The sequence below is a fragment of the Gaoshiqia hydrogeniformans genome (assembly GCF_049347105.1).
Classification (GTDB): domain Bacteria; phylum Bacteroidota; class Bacteroidia; order Bacteroidales; family Prolixibacteraceae; genus Gaoshiqia; species Gaoshiqia hydrogeniformans.
The window spans coordinates 1160814-1176690 of sequence record NZ_CP186334.1; the positions used below are offsets into that span (position 1 = coordinate 1160814).

Here is a 15877-nt window from a genome sequence, read left to right on the forward strand (position 1 = left end):
ACAGAAAAGTATCAGGTATTCTTATGAAAGAACCGGACACACAGGTTAATTTAGCGTTCTTTATCCGCCCTATTCTTAATCACAATAGCTTTAACCAGGCTGTTTCCCTGATCATCGATTAAGGTCAGCAGGTAGTTTCCCGGGGCCGGATGTACAGGCATTTGGTGGTTTCCGCGGGTGTGTCCAAGATACTTTTCGCCCAGGTGCCAGTATATCACCGCGCCGTGCAGGGAGTGTGCGGCTTCGAGAATGACCTGGCCGGGCGTGCCATCGAGCTGTACCGGTACAAATACCTGGTTGTTTTCACGCGGATAAATCATTTCCATCACCTCCTGCACGGTTTCGGCGCAACCGGGAAGAAATGGCGGCAGTGCTTTGTAGAACGGATTTTTACGTTTAAAGTACCATTCCATGACCGGAGGTAACACAAACCACGGCTGATGGAGCATTTCTTCTACCGGTAAACACCGCGAGCTAACCTGCATCGCGCCCGACGGATCGAGATGTACCAGCCTATGATAAGGGCAGGCCGTGGTATTCAGGCCTTTTTGCATGACCCACATCGTATCGGCCTGTGTGCAATACGGTCCGATACGGCAACCGCTATCCCGGCATACCGCAACCGGCGCCATTTCGTCGACCGGCTGGGTAAACCATTTTCCGGCGGGCAACAGGTTAAATACATCGAACAGCAGCGGTGCGGCAGCCGATGTGCCGGTTAGGCCGGGACGTCCTTCCCCGTCGGCGTTGCCGCACCACACGGCTACCGCAAAATGACGATCGACGCCCACTGCCCAACCGTCGCGAAAGCCGAAGCTGGTCCCCGTTTTCCAGGCGACCTGCCGCGACGAAGAAAACATCTCCCAACCCGATTCTTCATCGGGCCGGTTCACGTTCATCAGGGCATCGAGGGTCAGCCAGGCAGCTCCGGCAGACACCGGGGTCCGGCTTGCCGCTTCTTTTGAAAAGTTTCGGTCCTGGTATACCGGCCTTCGGAAATCATCCCGGAAGGCCAGCCCGTCGTTTTCCTCATAATGAACAAGCAGTCGTCCCAACGAAGCGTATGCGCCGGCCAAATCCCACAATGTAACCTCTGCTCCTCCCAGGATCAGCGATAAACCATAATGATCGGCATGCCTGTTGAGTGTTGAGAAATGCAGGGTTTTCAACAGGCTGTAAAAACGGTCGGTCCCAAAATCGCGGAGCATACGAACAGCAGGAATATTGAGCGATTTGGCAAGCGCCACCGAAGCTGGCACGGCGCCTTCGAACTGTAGATTGAAATTTTGCGGGCTGAATCCGCCAATCTGCGTGGGAATATCGGGAATCAGCGTGTTGGGCAGGATCAATCCGTCGTCCTGCATGGCCGCGTATAAAAATGGTTTCAGGATGCTGCCCGAGCTGCGCGGCGACCTGATGACGTCGACTTGCTCCCCGTGCTGCCCGTCTCCCGGGTCAGGCGAGTTGCCGGTGTATGCGAGGACTTCACCTTTTTCAACATTCAGAACCAATACCGCGGCGTTGTATATTTCATTGGCCCGGAGCCTGACCAAATGCTGCCTGACCAATTCGTTCACCCGCCCTTGCAACTGGTGATCAATGGTGGTTTCCACCCGTTTGCCCGGATATTCGCCCAACACCCGGCTAAGCAGGTGGGGGGCAGTTTGCGGAATGGCATATACCTGCCGGGGCAGGGGCTCCAGCCTGGCCAGTTTACAGGTGGTGGAATCGATCTGTCCGATGCGAAGAAGTTTGTTCAGTAACCGGTTCCGTTTTTCAAGCAAAATCTCGTTTTGCTTACCCGGATAGATCAGGGAAGGCGCATTGGGCAATACCGCCAGCATCGCCGACTCTGCCCAGGAAAGATCATCCGGGTTCCGACCGTAGTAGCGCCAGGCCGCTGCATCAAGCCCCACTACGTTCCCTCCAAACGGGGCGCGCGAAACATACATCCGCAGGATATCTTCTTTCGAATACCTTAACTCGAGCCGCACCGCCAGCGCCAGTTCGATCAGTTTTTGCCAAAGCGTACGGGGCCTGCCTTTGCGCGAAATACGGATCAGCTGCATGGTGATGGTGCTCCCCCCGCTGACAACCCTGCCGTGACGGACATTCTGACTGAGCGCCCTCATCATGGCCACGGGATTTACGCCGGGATGGTAATAAAAGTACCGGTCTTCGAACGCCAGTACGCAGCTTTTGTATTTGCCGGGAATCTCGTCTGCCTCCGGAAAACGCCATTGCCCGTCAGCGGCAATGTAGGCGCCCAGTAATTCTCCCTGCCTGCTTTCAATCACCGTGGAGGTAGGATCGGAAAACAAGGGGGATGGCAAAGCAAACCACCAAAAGAGAAAAAAGATAAATAAACCCAGGCCCGAACCCAGACAGATCAGTTTCTTCTTTGACAAACGCCCGCGAAGAAGCAGGAAGACCATTTGATTTCCGTAAAGCCGCAACCTTGTCAACATTATTTTACCACTTCTACCCATTTCCCGGGTTTACGGGCGTTGATCCGGTTGTCGTACATGGCCTCGCACTGAACCGAAGGCAGGTAGAACTTTCCTTCGTAGGCTGCATTCAGCAAAATCCGAAAGGTCTTTTTCTCGTTCGCCTTCAATTCAAAATAGGTCAGCACCCGGTCATCGCGGATATCCTGATAATCGGACACATCGCTTTTCAACGAACTCTCCACATCATTCACCCGCATGTTAATGATCTCCCAACCTGACGGAAAAATGTTAGTTAAGGCCAATTCTTTGTAAAGACCGCGTTGTCCGGGGTTCTGCACACTGATTTCGGCTACAAAGTCGGTTCCCTGGGCCAGTTTTGCCGGATCAACGGCTTTACCCTGCATATCCGTATAGCGTACATTCATAAACAGGTTACTTTGGGTTGAGGTGGTGTCGCCGGTCACCGGAATCCCCTTGCTCATCACCCGGACATACATCACCTTCTCTGTCTGGTTCTCCACCGATACCGATGCGGTTTTATTGTTTTTCAGGGAGATGTCGGCCTGCCATACCGGTTTGTTGGCGCTCACTGCCTGTGCCGTTGCCTGGTTAAAGGATACCTTCGCTTTCAGCGGGTCCTGTTTCAGGTGGCCGCCTCCGGCAAACTCGGCAATAGCCAGCAAAGCGTAAGCCGTGGTTTGCGTGCTCATCCAGTCGTCTGATGAAAGTTGGGCCGAAAGCTCTGTCACCAGCGGGAACGCTTCTGTTTGTTTTTTCAGCAGGGCAAGTGTTTCCAGGATCATCGCCTTATCGCGCCAATCGGAACCAAAGGAGTAGGAAAGCTCCCGGTAGGGTTTCACCTCTTTGCTCAGGCGGCTGATCATTTTTTCGGCCACCTCCGGCTGTCCGGCTACCGTATAAGCTGCGGCCAGTCGCCATTGCGCCAGTTGTTCCAGACCTGCTTCCTCGCGCAAACGGTTCATCGCCCCAAAGTCGGGCTTTTGGGCCAACGCCAGCGTGTACAGCCGGTAAGCCTGAATCAGCGACGAATGCTCATAGTCGGACGAACGTTGCCAGCTGCGGGCGGCATTACGCTGGTAGCTCAGCCATTTTTCCTTCAGCCCGTACGGGAGCGAATAGCCGGCTTCTTCGGCTTTCAGCATGAAATGACCGGCATAATTGGTTCCCCACGGCGTGGAGTAGGCAGAGCCGGGCCAGTATGCCAATCCGCCGTCATTCAACTGAAAGCGGACCAGCAGGTTTAAAGCAGCCCTGATATGGTTTTCGATGCTTTGTTTTTTGTCTGGTGAAATTTCAGTCAGCCGGTTAAGCATGAGTTGCGGGAACACTGAGGAAGTAACCTGCTCGATACAGCCATGCGGATACCGGACCAGGTAATCCAGGCGCCGGGCAAGGTCGAGCGGCGGAATGCCCGAAAGTTCGAGCGTTGCCGTATTCGTTCCGACCATGCCGGGGGCCTGCACTGAAGCTTCCCATTTTTGCCCGGCCTGAATAACGCTCTCCTTTACATTAACAACCTCGGGATTAGAGGGGCGCACCTCGAGTTCCAACTCATACGTAGCATTGTAACTGCCGCTTTGGGCTGTTACTTTTACTTTTCCGACGCCGGTCTTTTCCGCTACCTTCAGTTTAAATCCGGCAATCTGGTCACCCGGTTCAGCAAAGTTAAGCTGCTGATAACTACCTCCAAGCGGGCTGAACAGATCGTTCACTTCGATGCTGACTTTCACATTTTTTACATCCGGTTTCATTGCAAATACGTTGACCGGCAGTTTTACTTCTTCGCCGGGGCCCAATACGCGGGGTAATGTAGCCAGCAACATCAACGGTTTCAGCACTTTCACCGATTTCTCGGCATTACCATAGGCGCCGTTGTCGCCGGCCACCACCATCACCCGGACAGCGCCCACGTAATTCGGCATCTGCAACTGATGGTTATTGGTTTTGCCCTTTTCGAGGGTGAACGGGCCGATAAAGGAAACCACCGGTTTAAAGCGGTTTACTTTTTTCTTTTTGGCATCGGCCAGACTTTCATCGCCGCCAACAGCGAAAGCTTTTTCCAGGCGCGCGCCGTAAGCTCCGATCACATCATCGTAAAAATCCCAGGTTTTCACGCCCAAGGCTTCGCGGGCATAAAATGCCGGCCAGGGGTCGGGCGTTTTGAATCGGGTCAGGTCAAGCAAACCTTCGTCCACCACGGCCAGTGTATAAGTCATTCTTTTTCCCGATTTCTCCGAAACCTTCACTTCGTAGGCTTTTTCGGGCGTCAATTCGGCCGCCATGCTGATCTCCGGGCTGAGGTGGGTTGCCGGGTCTTCGACCAAAAGCGGGATTACGCCGTACAGACGGATCGGAGCATCATTATCGGTTTGCTCGTGCGGCTGAATGAGGGAAATATGTACAAAGATATTGGGAGCCATTTCAGGCTTGATATCGAAACTGAAAACCGTGTTTGTTTCACGGGTATCGACCCAAAACAAATCCAGTACCCGGCTGCCGTTTTCGAGGCTCACGAGCGCCTTGCCTTTTTTTCCGGAAGGGATGTTTACCGTGGCTTTTTCACCAACCAGGTAGCTTTCTTTATCGGTTTTAAACGAAAGCATGGTTGCCGCTTCCTGCATTCCATCGGCAGCCCAGTATCCCCATTTGGAGAAGTAAGCGGTGAGCCCGGCGCTGTGCCCGCTTTCCGGGTCTTTCACATGGATCAAGTAACGGCCGTTGTCGTCCCAGTTGGAATAGTTGACCTTAAGCGGGACACTGGCTGCGCCATTCACCGTTTTTACCTTGATCCGCATAACCGGTTTCTCGTACGAGTTGTTCACGTAGCGGGCCAGGTTATCCTCGCCGGCATCCCACCACCAATGCCAATCCACTTTATAAACAGTCACCTCCAGACCGTCCCGGTCAATTTTGTTCCCTTTATCATCCACGGAGACCAGTTCGAGCGGATAGGAGGTATCCGTTTTGTACCAGTTTGAATCAGATGCAGGTAATTTGACTCCCACAAAGGAGCGGTAGGGTGCGTACGGAATGGTCTGTACATCGGTGCTGAAATCGCCCGTTTCTTCATACACCCGACTCGAAAAATGAGCGTTTAACATACCCGGGGCAGAAGTGAGCTCCGACAACTTAAAATTGACCGCGGCCACTCCTTCGTCATTGATTTTATCATTAAACACCTCCTGCTCTTCCGCATAAAAGTATTTGGCCGGATCGTCAAATACGTAGTTGACATATCCTTTAAAAGTGGTTTTTGTTTTCGAAAAACTAACCGACACCTGCGCTTTCAGGTTTTTCGCGATTGCCCCGTGCAGCCAGCTTACCTGTAATTTTCCTTTTGCATTAGCCTGCCCAACCGACAATTGGCTGCCATCAAATTTCAGGTCGATTTTCAACCGGTTTGGTTTGACGGTTTCTACTTTAATGCGTTTGGTAAAGGTTTGTCCGCCCACTTTCAGCAGGGCGTTCCAGTTTCCCGTCGGCGCTTCCGGATCGGTATCGGCAGTGAAGCTGTAAAACCCGTTGACACCCGACGTTTTCACCTGCCTGCTCACGGTCTGGCCTTTCGGATTGATCAACTCGAAGATCACCGGATGGTTTTCCGGCAAATTGTTTTGTTTATCTTCCAGGATAAAAGTGAGGAAAATTTTGTCTCCGGGCCGCCACACGCCCCGTTCGCCGTACACATAACCTTTGATTCCTTTCTGCACCACTTCGCCCGTTACGTCAAAATTACTCAGCGACAACGAGGATCCGTCGTCCAGACGCAGGTAGGCCATTTGTCCGTCTTTTTCGGCAACCAGCAAAAATGGCTTGTGTTTTAACTGTACTTTGGCAAAACCGTCGGCCCCGGTAACCACGGTTTCCATCAGCTGCTTCTGGAAATTATATATTTTCAGGCTGACCCCGGATTCGGGAGCTGTTGTTTTCAGATTGGTCACGGCAAAGTTCATCGTTTGATTGCCGCCTCCCTTTGCAATAATGGCCAGGTTGGTAGCAAACAGGTTCCGGGCCACAAAACGATTGGAATTATAATACGAAACATGTCCGGGATTTTCGCGTTCCGACCATTCGTAGTCGTCGGGGTAGTAGTAGTCCGAGTACCAGCCGGGCTCGTTCCATTCATCCATTTCCCTTAGCGCCGCCTGCTCTTGTTCCAGCTGATCCGCCGGCGCTGTTTGGGTAACCTCCGGCATTTGTTCAAATCCGTAAAAGGAATAATTTTTGTTAAACCGAAGCTGAACCCGGTAAATCGCGCCCGGTTCAACTTTTACCAGCCGGGCAAGATCAACGCTGTAGGTGTTCCAATTTTTAAGGCTGGAAAAAGATGTGACATTCAAGTCGATCCGTTTCTGAAGGACCAGCCGTCCGACTTGCTTAATATCGGAACTATGCTGGTAATTATTTTGCTGAAAGAACTGGTGAATGTTGTTGGTAAATATTTTGATGATCCGTAAATCAACGGCTTTCAGATTGACGGCTTCAAACGGAAAAATCAGCTCGTTGGACGAAGGGACAATACTGCCTTTTCCTATTAAGCGTAATCCAGGCTTCAGGTCTTCGAAACGCACCTGCATGGTCACCGGATCGTTCAGTTTAAAATTTAGTGCATTACGGATTCCCCCTGAGATATAAACTTCGTGATCGCCAGCCAGCCTGGATGGCAAATACACTTTCAACTCGTTGTTTTCAACCAGATAACGAAGGTTGCCGATTTTGTCGATGGTCACCAGCCCCTCCAGGTTCTGGGACAACTGTAAGGGATCGGAAAAGCGTATCTGCAAGTATTGTTCAGGTTGCTGGATAACCCGTACATCAACGACTTTAAAAACATCGAGCGCGGATAATTCAATTTTTTCTTCCCCTGTTTTGTTATCGCCGATCGAACTGCCGTTCCATTTTACCGTCACAAGTTGCGAAACATTTTTACGAAGCAGGCTATCGGCCTGAAAGCTGTGTTTTTTCCCGTCGGCATCATGATCCCATGTCACGGAAAGTTTCTGATCGTCTTTCAAAACCTGAATAATCGATTCAACCTGCTGATCTTCGGCACAATCGGCCGTATAAACTACGCCGGACAAATACTGAAGTTTCATGTTTTCATGATTATAAGACCTGAGCGCCAAGTTATTAACACTAAACGACTGGCGAATGGTTTTCAGACTGAACTGCATCGTTTTATACCGGTCGGGCACATCAATAATTTTACCCAAAGCCACGGTAACGGTATAAACGGCATCCGACTTCATTCTTTCTGAAGGCAGAAATGCCAGTGTCCGGTTGTCAATCCATTGCACCTTTCCCTTTACAGAAGGAGAAAGTGAAATCAACCCGCCCGAAAGTTCAACCCCCGGTTGTTCTGGCTGCCGTGGATCCTGACTAAACTCAATCAGGACCGGCGCTTTACACGAAACAACACCGCTGGTATAACTGCTGACATACTGGGTAAACCCACTGTCAACCGGTTTTATTTCTTTCGATGTTTGATCGCCGCAGGCGATAAGGAATAAGGCGGCTGAAATAAAAAGTACAGCCCAGGTAAAAATTTGCTTCATATCAGGATTTTTTTTTGATTTTTCAGGTTTGGAATAAATTGAAAACAGACTGCCGGATAAACAAAAACTTAGGTTCCCCAGCTTTCCCGGTCAAGGCTCCGGTACTGAATGGCTTCGGAAATATGTTGGCTTTCGACCGGCTGCGAGCCTTCCAAATCGGCAATGGTCCGCGATACGCGCAGGATGCGGTCGTAGGCTCGGGCTGATAAACCCAGTTTCTCCATCGCATTTTTCAGCAGGCTGTTGCTGGCCTGATCGAGTTTCACGTAATCGCGTATCTGCCGCGACGACATTTGCGCGTTGCAAAAAATCCCATCCATGCCTTTGTAGCGTTCCGACTGAATTTGCCGGGCACGGATCACCCGCTCGCGGATCGTGATGCTGCTTTCGGTTGCATCCAATTCCGACAGTTTTTTAAACGGCACGGGGACAACTTCGAGGTGAATATCGATCCGGTCGAGTAAGGGACCGGAGATTTTATTCAGGTACTTGGGGACCATACCCGGCGCGCAAACACATTCTTTGGTCGGGTGATTGTAGTACCCGCACGGACAGGGGTTCATCGATGCCACCAGCATCAGGCTGGCCGGATATTCGACCGAGAACTTGGCACGCGAAATGGTAATCTTCCGGTCTTCCAGGGGTTGCCGCATCACTTCCAGTACCGTCCTTTTAAATTCCGGAAGTTCATCCAGAAAAAGGACACCGTTGTGGGCCAGCGATATTTCTCCGGGTTGCGGAAACGTTCCGCCCCCAACCAGCGCAACATCCGAGATGGTATGATGAGGCGCCCGGAAAGGCCGTTCGGTCATCAGCGAAGTGTCTTTATCGATTTTGCCAACTACGGAGTGAATCTTGGTTGTTTCCAGCGCTTCGTGCAAGGTAAAAGGCGGTAAAATGGTAGGGATTCGTTTGGCTAACATGGTCTTTCCTGCTCCCGGAGGGCCAATCATGATGACATTGTGCCCGCCGGCAGCGGCAATTTCCAAAGCGCGTTTTACATTTTCCTGCCCTTTCACGTCCGAAAAGTCGATATCGGCATGGTTGAGCATTTTATAAAATTCTTCCCGTGTATTGACAATCGTTGGCTCCAGCTCCGTGTCGTTGTTAAAAAAATCAACCACCTGCCTGATATTTTCCACGCCGTAAATCTTCAGTTTGTCGACTACCGCCGCTTCGCGGGCATTTTGCACCGGCAGGATGAAGCCCTCAAAACCTTCTTCCCTGGCTTTAACAGCAATTGGCAAGGCGCCTTTTATCGGCTGAAGCGTCCCATCCAGCGAAAGTTCGCCCATCAGCATGTATTTCTCCAGCTTTTCGGATGAAATTTGCCCTGATGCCGCCATCACGGCAATCGCCAGGGGCAGATCGTAGGATGAACCTTCTTTCCGGAGGTCGGCCGGGGCCATGTTGATGACGATCTTTTGCCGCGGCCATTTATACCCGTTCAGACGTAGAGCCGATTCGATACGCTGCTGGCTTTCTTTCACCGCGCTGTCGGGAAGGCCGACCAGGAAAAACCGGATTCCCTGTGAAACATCCGTTTCAATTGTAATAGTGGTTGCATCAATGCCATGAACGGCCGAAGCAAAAGTTTTGATCATCATGGAATAATCGGATAAAATAATCTGTAAACAAAACATAAATTTACACCGATAAGCAATAATCTGCAAGTAATCCGTGATGTTCTTTGTTTTTTTATCTTTATTAAAAAAATGAACGACTGATAAACATGAAGAAAAAACTATACGAAGTTATTTTTGAGGCTGATACACAAAGCGGTAAGAGCTTCGATATTGCTCTCCTGCTGATTATTCTTTCCAGCATCGTTTTAGTGATGCTGGAAAGTGTTTCCTCAATCAATAAACAATACCACCATGTACTGCATATCCTCGAATGGGTGATCACCGGTATTTTCACAATGGAGTATGCCTTACGGGTGTGGGTTGTTAATAAACCCTTCAGGTATATTTTCAGTTTTTATGGCATCATTGATTTACTGGCCGTTTTACCCACCTACCTGAGCCTGATTTTTGTGGGAAGCCAAAGTTTAATGATCATCCGGGCCATACGTCTGCTCCGGGTATTCCGGATTCTCAAACTGAATCGTTACACGATCGCCGGGCTAAGCCTGGCCATCGCGATTCGGAATAGCCGGGAAAAAATCTTTGTATTTTTGTTTTTTGTAATCAATCTGGTATTGATTGTCGGGACGCTGATGTACCTGGTTGAAAGTTCTGAAAATGGGTTCACCAGTATACCTACCAGTATTTATTGGGCCATTGTAACCCTGACGACCGTTGGCTACGGTGATATTTCGCCGCAAACAGCCACTGGTCAGTTCCTGGCCAGCCTGGTGATGATTGTGGGCTATGCCATCATTGCTGTTCCTACGGGAATTGTCACCTCTGAAATGCTGAAAAGCACGCGCAGCAGAAATACGCAGGTATGTCCGGAATGTCTTTTCGATCAGCACGATAACGATGCGGCCTATTGCAAAAAATGCGGGCACAGCCTGAATTAAATGCAGCGTCTCTCCTTTCTGTCCGCCATGAGCAAAAGTCTTTTTCGTCATCTGATTTGATTTTTGTATTTTTGTGGGCAATCAATACATTTACATCATGATTGGAAAATTTTTCCATACGCCCAAATCACGGCAGTTCAACATTCCGTACCGTTATTACAATCCGGAAAAAGAAGAGATGCAAAATCGTGAAGACCGGATTAAAATGGAATTGGGGATTCATGAAAAGAAGGAGTGGAATTCCAAACACCGGCCCAACATCCGGGGACAATTTCGCCGGGCCATGGGAACTTACTCAAAAACAGCTGAAGATGCCCGAAAAAGTTCCAATATTCGCTTAATCATTCTGATTGTTATTTTAAGTTTAGCCGTTTTCCTGATTTTAAAATTTTAAAAGAATTCCGTGCCAGATATCATTCAACTGCTTCCGGATTCAGTCGCCAACCAGATTGCTGCCGGTGAGGTGATTCAACGACCTGCCTCGGTGGTTAAGGAGTTGGTTGAAAATGCCATTGACGCCGGGGCGACCCAAGTCACCATCAATATAAAAGATGCCGGCCGTACGCTGATTCAGGTCAGCGACAACGGCTGCGGGATGTCGGACACCGACGCCCGGATGGCTTTTGAACGGCATGCCACTTCGAAAATAAAAGAAGCCAACGACCTGTTTGCCATCCGAACCATGGGTTTTCGCGGAGAGGCGCTGGCCTCCATCGCCGCCATTGCCGATGTCGAACTGTACACCCGCCAGCACGACCAGGAAATCGGCACATTCATCCACATTAACGGATCGAAAGTGATTTCGCAGCAGGCGACGTCGTGCGCCCCGGGGACCAATTTCATGGTCAAGAACCTGTTTTTCAATGTGCCGGCCCGCCGAAAATTCCTGAAAGCCAATTCAACTGAGTTCAAACATATTATCAACGAAGTGCAACGGGTAGCCCTGGGCAACCCCGAAATCGGCATATCGCTCATTCACAATCAGCAACCGGTTTACGAACTGACCAAAGACGACCATATCCGCAAACGGATTGTCGCCATTTTCGGGAAAAATACCGGTCAAAATCTGATTCCGGTAGATACCGAAACGACACTGGTAAAAATAAAAGGGTATATCGGCCAGCCCCGGTATGCCCGAAAAACCTTTGGGGAGCAGTTCTTTTTTACCAATAAACGGTTTATGAGACACCCGTTTTTTCACCGGGCCATTATGCAGGCCTACGAAAAGATTTTACCTCCCGAAAGTTTCCCTGCCTATTTTCTTTATTTTGATCTTGACCCCGAGTCGATTGATATCAATATTCACCCGACAAAAACCGAGATCAAATTTGAAAATGAAACGGCCATCTGGCAAATTATTCAGGCTTCCGCCCGCGAAGCGCTGGGAAAATTCAACGTCGTCCCGTCCATCGACTTTAACCAGTCGGGAAGCCTGGACATTCCCATTGCGCCCAAAAGCCGGGAAGGGATAACAGCTCCCGAAATTCAGATCGATCCGACGTATAACCCCTTTGAAACCGGAAAAAAACAATTTGGAGGGACGGATGGCCGGAATTACTACAGCTCGAAACACGAGCAGGTGAAACATTGGGAAAAATTGTATCAGGATTTTGAACAGGATCAGGATTCTCAGCAAAAGCAGGCACAACCGGAAGAAAAAAGCGATGGGCCCCTTGAATTGACGCACATCGAATCGTTCCCGGGAAAAACTTTCTTTCAGTTTAAAAATAAATATATTCTGACACCGGTGAAATCGGGGCTAATGGTTATTGACCAGAAACGGGCACACGAATGTATTTTATACGAGCACTTTCTGAGCATCCTCGACAGCCAGGAGATAGCCAGTCAGCAACAGCTTTTCCCGCATACCTTCGAACTGAACGCGGCCGACGCCGAGCTGCTCCGCTCAATTCTCGACGACCTGAAATCACTGGGCTTTGACGTGCGCGATTTCGGAAACAATAGTTTCATTATCAACGGAACGCCGGGTGTGCTCGAAAATAATTCGCCCCTTGAAATGATCGAAAGTCTGTTGGAAGATATGAAAAGCTCAGCGACCAACCTGAAAGAAAAGGCGCGCGAAAAAGTGGCGGCCTCGCTGGCCCGGGCATCGGCTATTTCGTACGGTCACCCGATGAAAGCGGAAGAAATAAACCAACTGATCGATCAGTTGTTTGCATGTAAAACACCCAATTTTTCGCCATCGGGAAAACAAGTGTTAACAATTATGCCGGTAGAGCAATTTGAAAAACTGTTGAAATGACAAATTGGCTGGTATTTATTTACTTTGCGCTAATTTCATATTTTGGCCCGGCTCTTGTGGCCACCCCTTAAACTTTTTGATTATGCAGAATTACAGACCCGCTTTTTCCAATATCCCCCCGGTTGTAAAAAACCTGATTATCATCAACGCGCTTATGCTGCTGGCCACTTATGTTTTGAGCATGCGCGGGATTAACCTGTCATCAATTCTCGGCTTACATTTCATTTACTCGCCGGCATTCAAACCGCTTCAGTTGGTCACGCACCTGTTTATGCACGGGGGGTTTATGCACCTGTTGTTCAATATGTTTGCCTTGTGGATGTTCGGTCGGGTGTTGGAAAGTGTCTGGGGGCCCAGGCGTTTTTTTATTTATTATTTTGTTACCGGACTGGGCGCTGCGGCGCTGCATACCTTTGTCAATTTCCTGGAATATCAGTCAATCGTTTCGAAGATGAGTCCGGATCAAATCGATCTGGTGATGCAACAAGGCCGTGAAATCTGGCTGCAAGGGAAAAACTTCACCGACCCCTTGATGGGGAAGCTGAACATGTTGCTGAATATCCCGACTGTTGGCGCATCGGGCGCTGTATTTGGAGTGCTGCTCGGTTTCGGGATGTTGTTCCCGAACACGCAACTGTACCTGTTATTTCCTCCGATCCCCATCAAAGCAAAATATTTTGTTATTGGCTACGGCTTGCTCGAGCTTTACCTGGGTTTGTCGCGTCCGGGCAGCAATGTAGCCCATTTTGCCCACCTGGGCGGGATGTTGTTTGGCTACCTGATGATTAAATACTGGAATAAAAACAGCCGCCATTTTTATTAGACTATGAATATTGCTGACGAAATCAAAGAATCCTTCAAAAAAGGATCGGTGCTGACGCGGCTGATCTATGTGAATATCAGCGTGTTCCTCTTCATCCGGGTTATCAACGTTTTTTTCTTCTTGCTGAATCGGGAATTTACCTTGCTGAACTGGCTGGCTCAACCAGCCGACATCGACCAGTTGCTGAGTAAACCCTGGACCCTGATCACATACATGTTTCTGCATTTTAACTTCCTGCACATCCTGTTTAATGTCTTGTGGCTATACTGGATGGGGAAAATTTTCCTTTTCTATTTCGATCAAAAAAAATTGTTGAGCATTTACCTATTGGGCGGATTATCCGGGGGTCTGTTCTTTCTAGCCGGCTACAACCTGTTCCCGGCCTTTACCGAAGTGGTTGTTTTTTCCCAGTTATTGGGAGCATCGGCCTCGGTACTGGCAATTATTGCAGCCGTGGCCACCTATGCCCCCAACCACATCATCAACCTGATGTTTATCGGGCAGGTTAAAATGAAACACCTGGCTATTTTTTCGCTGCTGCTGTATGTCATCGGGATCGCTTCGTCCAATGCGGGCGGAAACCTGGCGCACCTGGGCGGGGCATTCTTTGGTTTTATTTATGTGCTGGCTTACCGGAAAGGAATTGACTTGACCCGCGGATTAACAGCATTGACAGATTTCTTCGTCGCCACCTTTAAACCGAAACAACGCATTGAGCTTACTTACCGGGGAAAAAACAACGACCTGGAATTTAACCGGCAAAAGAACCTGAAACAGGAAGAAATCAACCGGGTGCTCGACAAGATCAGTCAATCAGGTTACGATTCGCTGACCAAAGAAGAAAAAGAGCTGCTCTTTAAGATGGGGAAATAATCAGGCGTCCATGCGGGTTTCAATGTAAACAGGTTCTTTCAGTAAATCTCTTTTTTTCCTTCGCGCGGCGCTCAGGCTGGCATTCAGTTCAAAACCAATCAGCAGGATGAGCGACATGATATAAAAAAGTAACAACACCACCAATAAGGTGCCGATTGAACCGTATAACTTATTATACTGGCTGAAATTGGTGATGTAGTATCCAAAGCCGAGCAAAACCGAAATACTCAGCACGGTGGACAGGGTCCCTCCCGCCGAAATAAAACGCCAGCGGGTCTTTTTTGTCGGAGCCAGGTAATAAAGAAATGAATAGGCAAAAAAGAACAAGGCCAATACAACCACCCACTTTCCCGCGAGGAGCAAATAGTAAGTAAACTGCCCCCCGAGCAGCTGATTATAGTGCAGGTACTTGATCACCACCGGACCGATGGTAAGCAGGACAATGGCCAGCGTTAATAAAACAGCCAGGATAAACATCAGCAAAAAGGCCATCAGCCGCTGGCCGTACCAGGTTCGTCGTTCAAAACTGTGCAGCGATGCGTCAAAGGCATTCATCATCGACGACAGTCCGTTTGTTGCAAACAACAAGGTCATAAAAAAGCCAAAAGAAAGCAGGTCGCCCCTTGGCCGGGTCAGAATATCCTGGATGGTTTCTTCAACAACGATAAATGTACTTTCGGGAAGAAAATCCCGGATCAGTAAAAAAAGCTGCGGCTGAAAATCTTTGACCGGGATATAGGGAATCAGTGTAAATAAAAAAATCAGCGCAGGGAAAAGAGCCAGAAAGAAGCTAAACGCAATGGCCGATGCCCGGGTGGTAATGGCTCCGTTGACAATGCTGTGCGAAAAAAATACTAACACATCATACAAAGGAATCTTGTCAAACCCGGGAAAACTGACCTTTCGGGCATGAATCAAAAATCGCAGAAAAAAGCGTTTTACCCGATAAAACCGTTTAGCCATAGGCGCTATTGTTTTTCAATTCTCAACTGATGAATGTATGCGCGGCCCCCGTCGTTTTTCAATAAGAAATAAACCCTGAATGTTCCTTTATTTGTCGACAGGTTTCCAATAGCATATTTCGATCCTTCTTTCCCTCCCTGATGAATGACGCTGAAACCTTGCGCCTTATAATTACTGAAAAAATTGCTTACAATTTGCTGGGCCTGGGCTTTACTGTACACATCATCCTGGTCGAGTACCACCATTTCGATGTTTTGATTAAAGTAAGCCGATAAGGCGTTGGCATTTCCTGTTTTCAGGCTTGATACTATTTCATCCGGAATCTGGGCGAACAGGCTTATTCCTGAAAAAATTAAAGCAACCGTAAAAATTAAAGTCGTGTAAATAATCCGTTTCATTTTTAGA

The 15877-nt window shown here is 49.1% G+C and carries 10 protein-coding genes; 5 read left to right on the forward strand and 5 right to left on the reverse strand.

The features are described 5' to 3' along the window. Nucleotides 1-50: 50 nt before the first annotated feature. The 3 genes from pbpC to ACOIT5_RS04845 form a co-directional block, all read right to left on the reverse strand. Nucleotides 51-2468 (reverse strand): penicillin-binding protein 1C, encoded by a 2418-nt coding sequence (pbpC, locus tag ACOIT5_RS04835; RefSeq protein ID WP_423129337.1) that lies wholly within the window; start codon nucleotides 2466-2468, stop codon nucleotides 51-53. Continuing rightward, nucleotides 2468-8026, reverse strand: coding sequence for an alpha-2-macroglobulin family protein (locus tag ACOIT5_RS04840; protein ID WP_423129338.1), 5559 nt, complete (start codon nucleotides 8024-8026; stop codon nucleotides 2468-2470). The genes pbpC and ACOIT5_RS04840 overlap by 1 nt, the downstream gene beginning before the upstream one ends. 68 nt (nucleotides 8027-8094) lie before the next feature. Further along, complete coding sequence (locus ACOIT5_RS04845) at nucleotides 8095-9633, reverse strand: YifB family Mg chelatase-like AAA ATPase (RefSeq protein WP_423129339.1); 1539 nt, start codon at nucleotides 9631-9633, stop codon at nucleotides 8095-8097. A gap of 125 nt (nucleotides 9634-9758) precedes the next feature. On the opposite strand from ACOIT5_RS04845, the gene ACOIT5_RS04850 reads away from it, so the two are divergent. From ACOIT5_RS04850 to ACOIT5_RS04870, 5 genes are all read left to right on the forward strand, one after another. After that, entirely contained in the window at nucleotides 9759-10550 is a 792-nt protein-coding gene (locus ACOIT5_RS04850; RefSeq protein ID WP_423129340.1) for an ion transporter, read from the forward strand. 97 nt (nucleotides 10551-10647) lie between these two features. Next, complete coding sequence (locus tag ACOIT5_RS04855) at nucleotides 10648-10944, forward strand: hypothetical protein (RefSeq protein WP_423129341.1); 297 nt, start codon at nucleotides 10648-10650, stop codon at nucleotides 10942-10944. 9 nt (nucleotides 10945-10953) lie between these two features. Beyond that, complete coding sequence (gene mutL, locus ACOIT5_RS04860; RefSeq protein WP_423129342.1) at nucleotides 10954-12813, forward strand: DNA mismatch repair endonuclease MutL; 1860 nt, start codon at nucleotides 10954-10956, stop codon at nucleotides 12811-12813. Nucleotides 12814-12895: 82 nt separating this feature from the next. Then, nucleotides 12896-13636: a rhomboid family intramembrane serine protease gene (locus tag ACOIT5_RS04865; protein ID WP_423129343.1), complete on the forward strand. Its 741-nt coding sequence runs from the start codon at nucleotides 12896-12898 to the stop codon at nucleotides 13634-13636. Nucleotides 13637-13639: 3 nt separating this feature from the next. Beyond that, complete coding sequence (locus ACOIT5_RS04870) at nucleotides 13640-14509, forward strand: rhomboid family intramembrane serine protease (RefSeq protein ID WP_423129344.1); 870 nt, start codon at nucleotides 13640-13642, stop codon at nucleotides 14507-14509. On the opposite strand, the gene ACOIT5_RS04875 is transcribed toward ACOIT5_RS04870, so the two are convergent. Both ACOIT5_RS04875 and ACOIT5_RS04880 read right to left on the reverse strand, forming a co-directional pair. Beyond that, nucleotides 14510-15472: a YihY/virulence factor BrkB family protein gene (locus tag ACOIT5_RS04875; protein ID WP_423129345.1), complete on the reverse strand. Its 963-nt coding sequence runs from the start codon at nucleotides 15470-15472 to the stop codon at nucleotides 14510-14512. Between the two features lie 5 nt (nucleotides 15473-15477). Then, nucleotides 15478-15870 carry a DUF4783 domain-containing protein gene (locus tag ACOIT5_RS04880; RefSeq protein ID WP_423129346.1) on the reverse strand — a complete coding sequence of 131 codons (393 nt, stop codon included), beginning with the start codon at nucleotides 15868-15870 and terminating at the stop codon, nucleotides 15478-15480. Nucleotides 15871-15877: the final 7 nt, after the last annotated feature.

Bases quoted from the DNA above. Each gene is read 5' to 3' on its own strand.
- pbpC (WP_423129337.1), bottom strand. From the start codon at position 2,468: ATGTTGACAAGGTTGCGGCTTTACGGAAATCAAATGGTCTTCCTGCTT.
- ACOIT5_RS04840 (WP_423129338.1), bottom strand. From the start codon at position 8,026: ATGAAGCAAATTTTTACCTGGGCTGTACTTTTTATTTCAGCCGCCTTA.
- ACOIT5_RS04845 (WP_423129339.1), bottom strand. From the start codon at position 9,633: ATGATGATCAAAACTTTTGCTTCGGCCGTTCATGGCATTGATGCAACC.
- ACOIT5_RS04850 (WP_423129340.1), top strand. From the start codon at position 9,759: ATGAAGAAAAAACTATACGAAGTTATTTTTGAGGCTGATACACAAAGC.
- ACOIT5_RS04855 (WP_423129341.1), top strand. From the start codon at position 10,648: ATGATTGGAAAATTTTTCCATACGCCCAAATCACGGCAGTTCAACATT.
- ACOIT5_RS04865 (WP_423129343.1), top strand. From the start codon at position 12,896: ATGCAGAATTACAGACCCGCTTTTTCCAATATCCCCCCGGTTGTAAAA.
- ACOIT5_RS04870 (WP_423129344.1), top strand. From the start codon at position 13,640: ATGAATATTGCTGACGAAATCAAAGAATCCTTCAAAAAAGGATCGGTG.
- ACOIT5_RS04875 (WP_423129345.1), bottom strand. From the start codon at position 15,472: ATGGCTAAACGGTTTTATCGGGTAAAACGCTTTTTTCTGCGATTTTTG.
- ACOIT5_RS04880 (WP_423129346.1), bottom strand. From the start codon at position 15,870: ATGAAACGGATTATTTACACGACTTTAATTTTTACGGTTGCTTTAATT.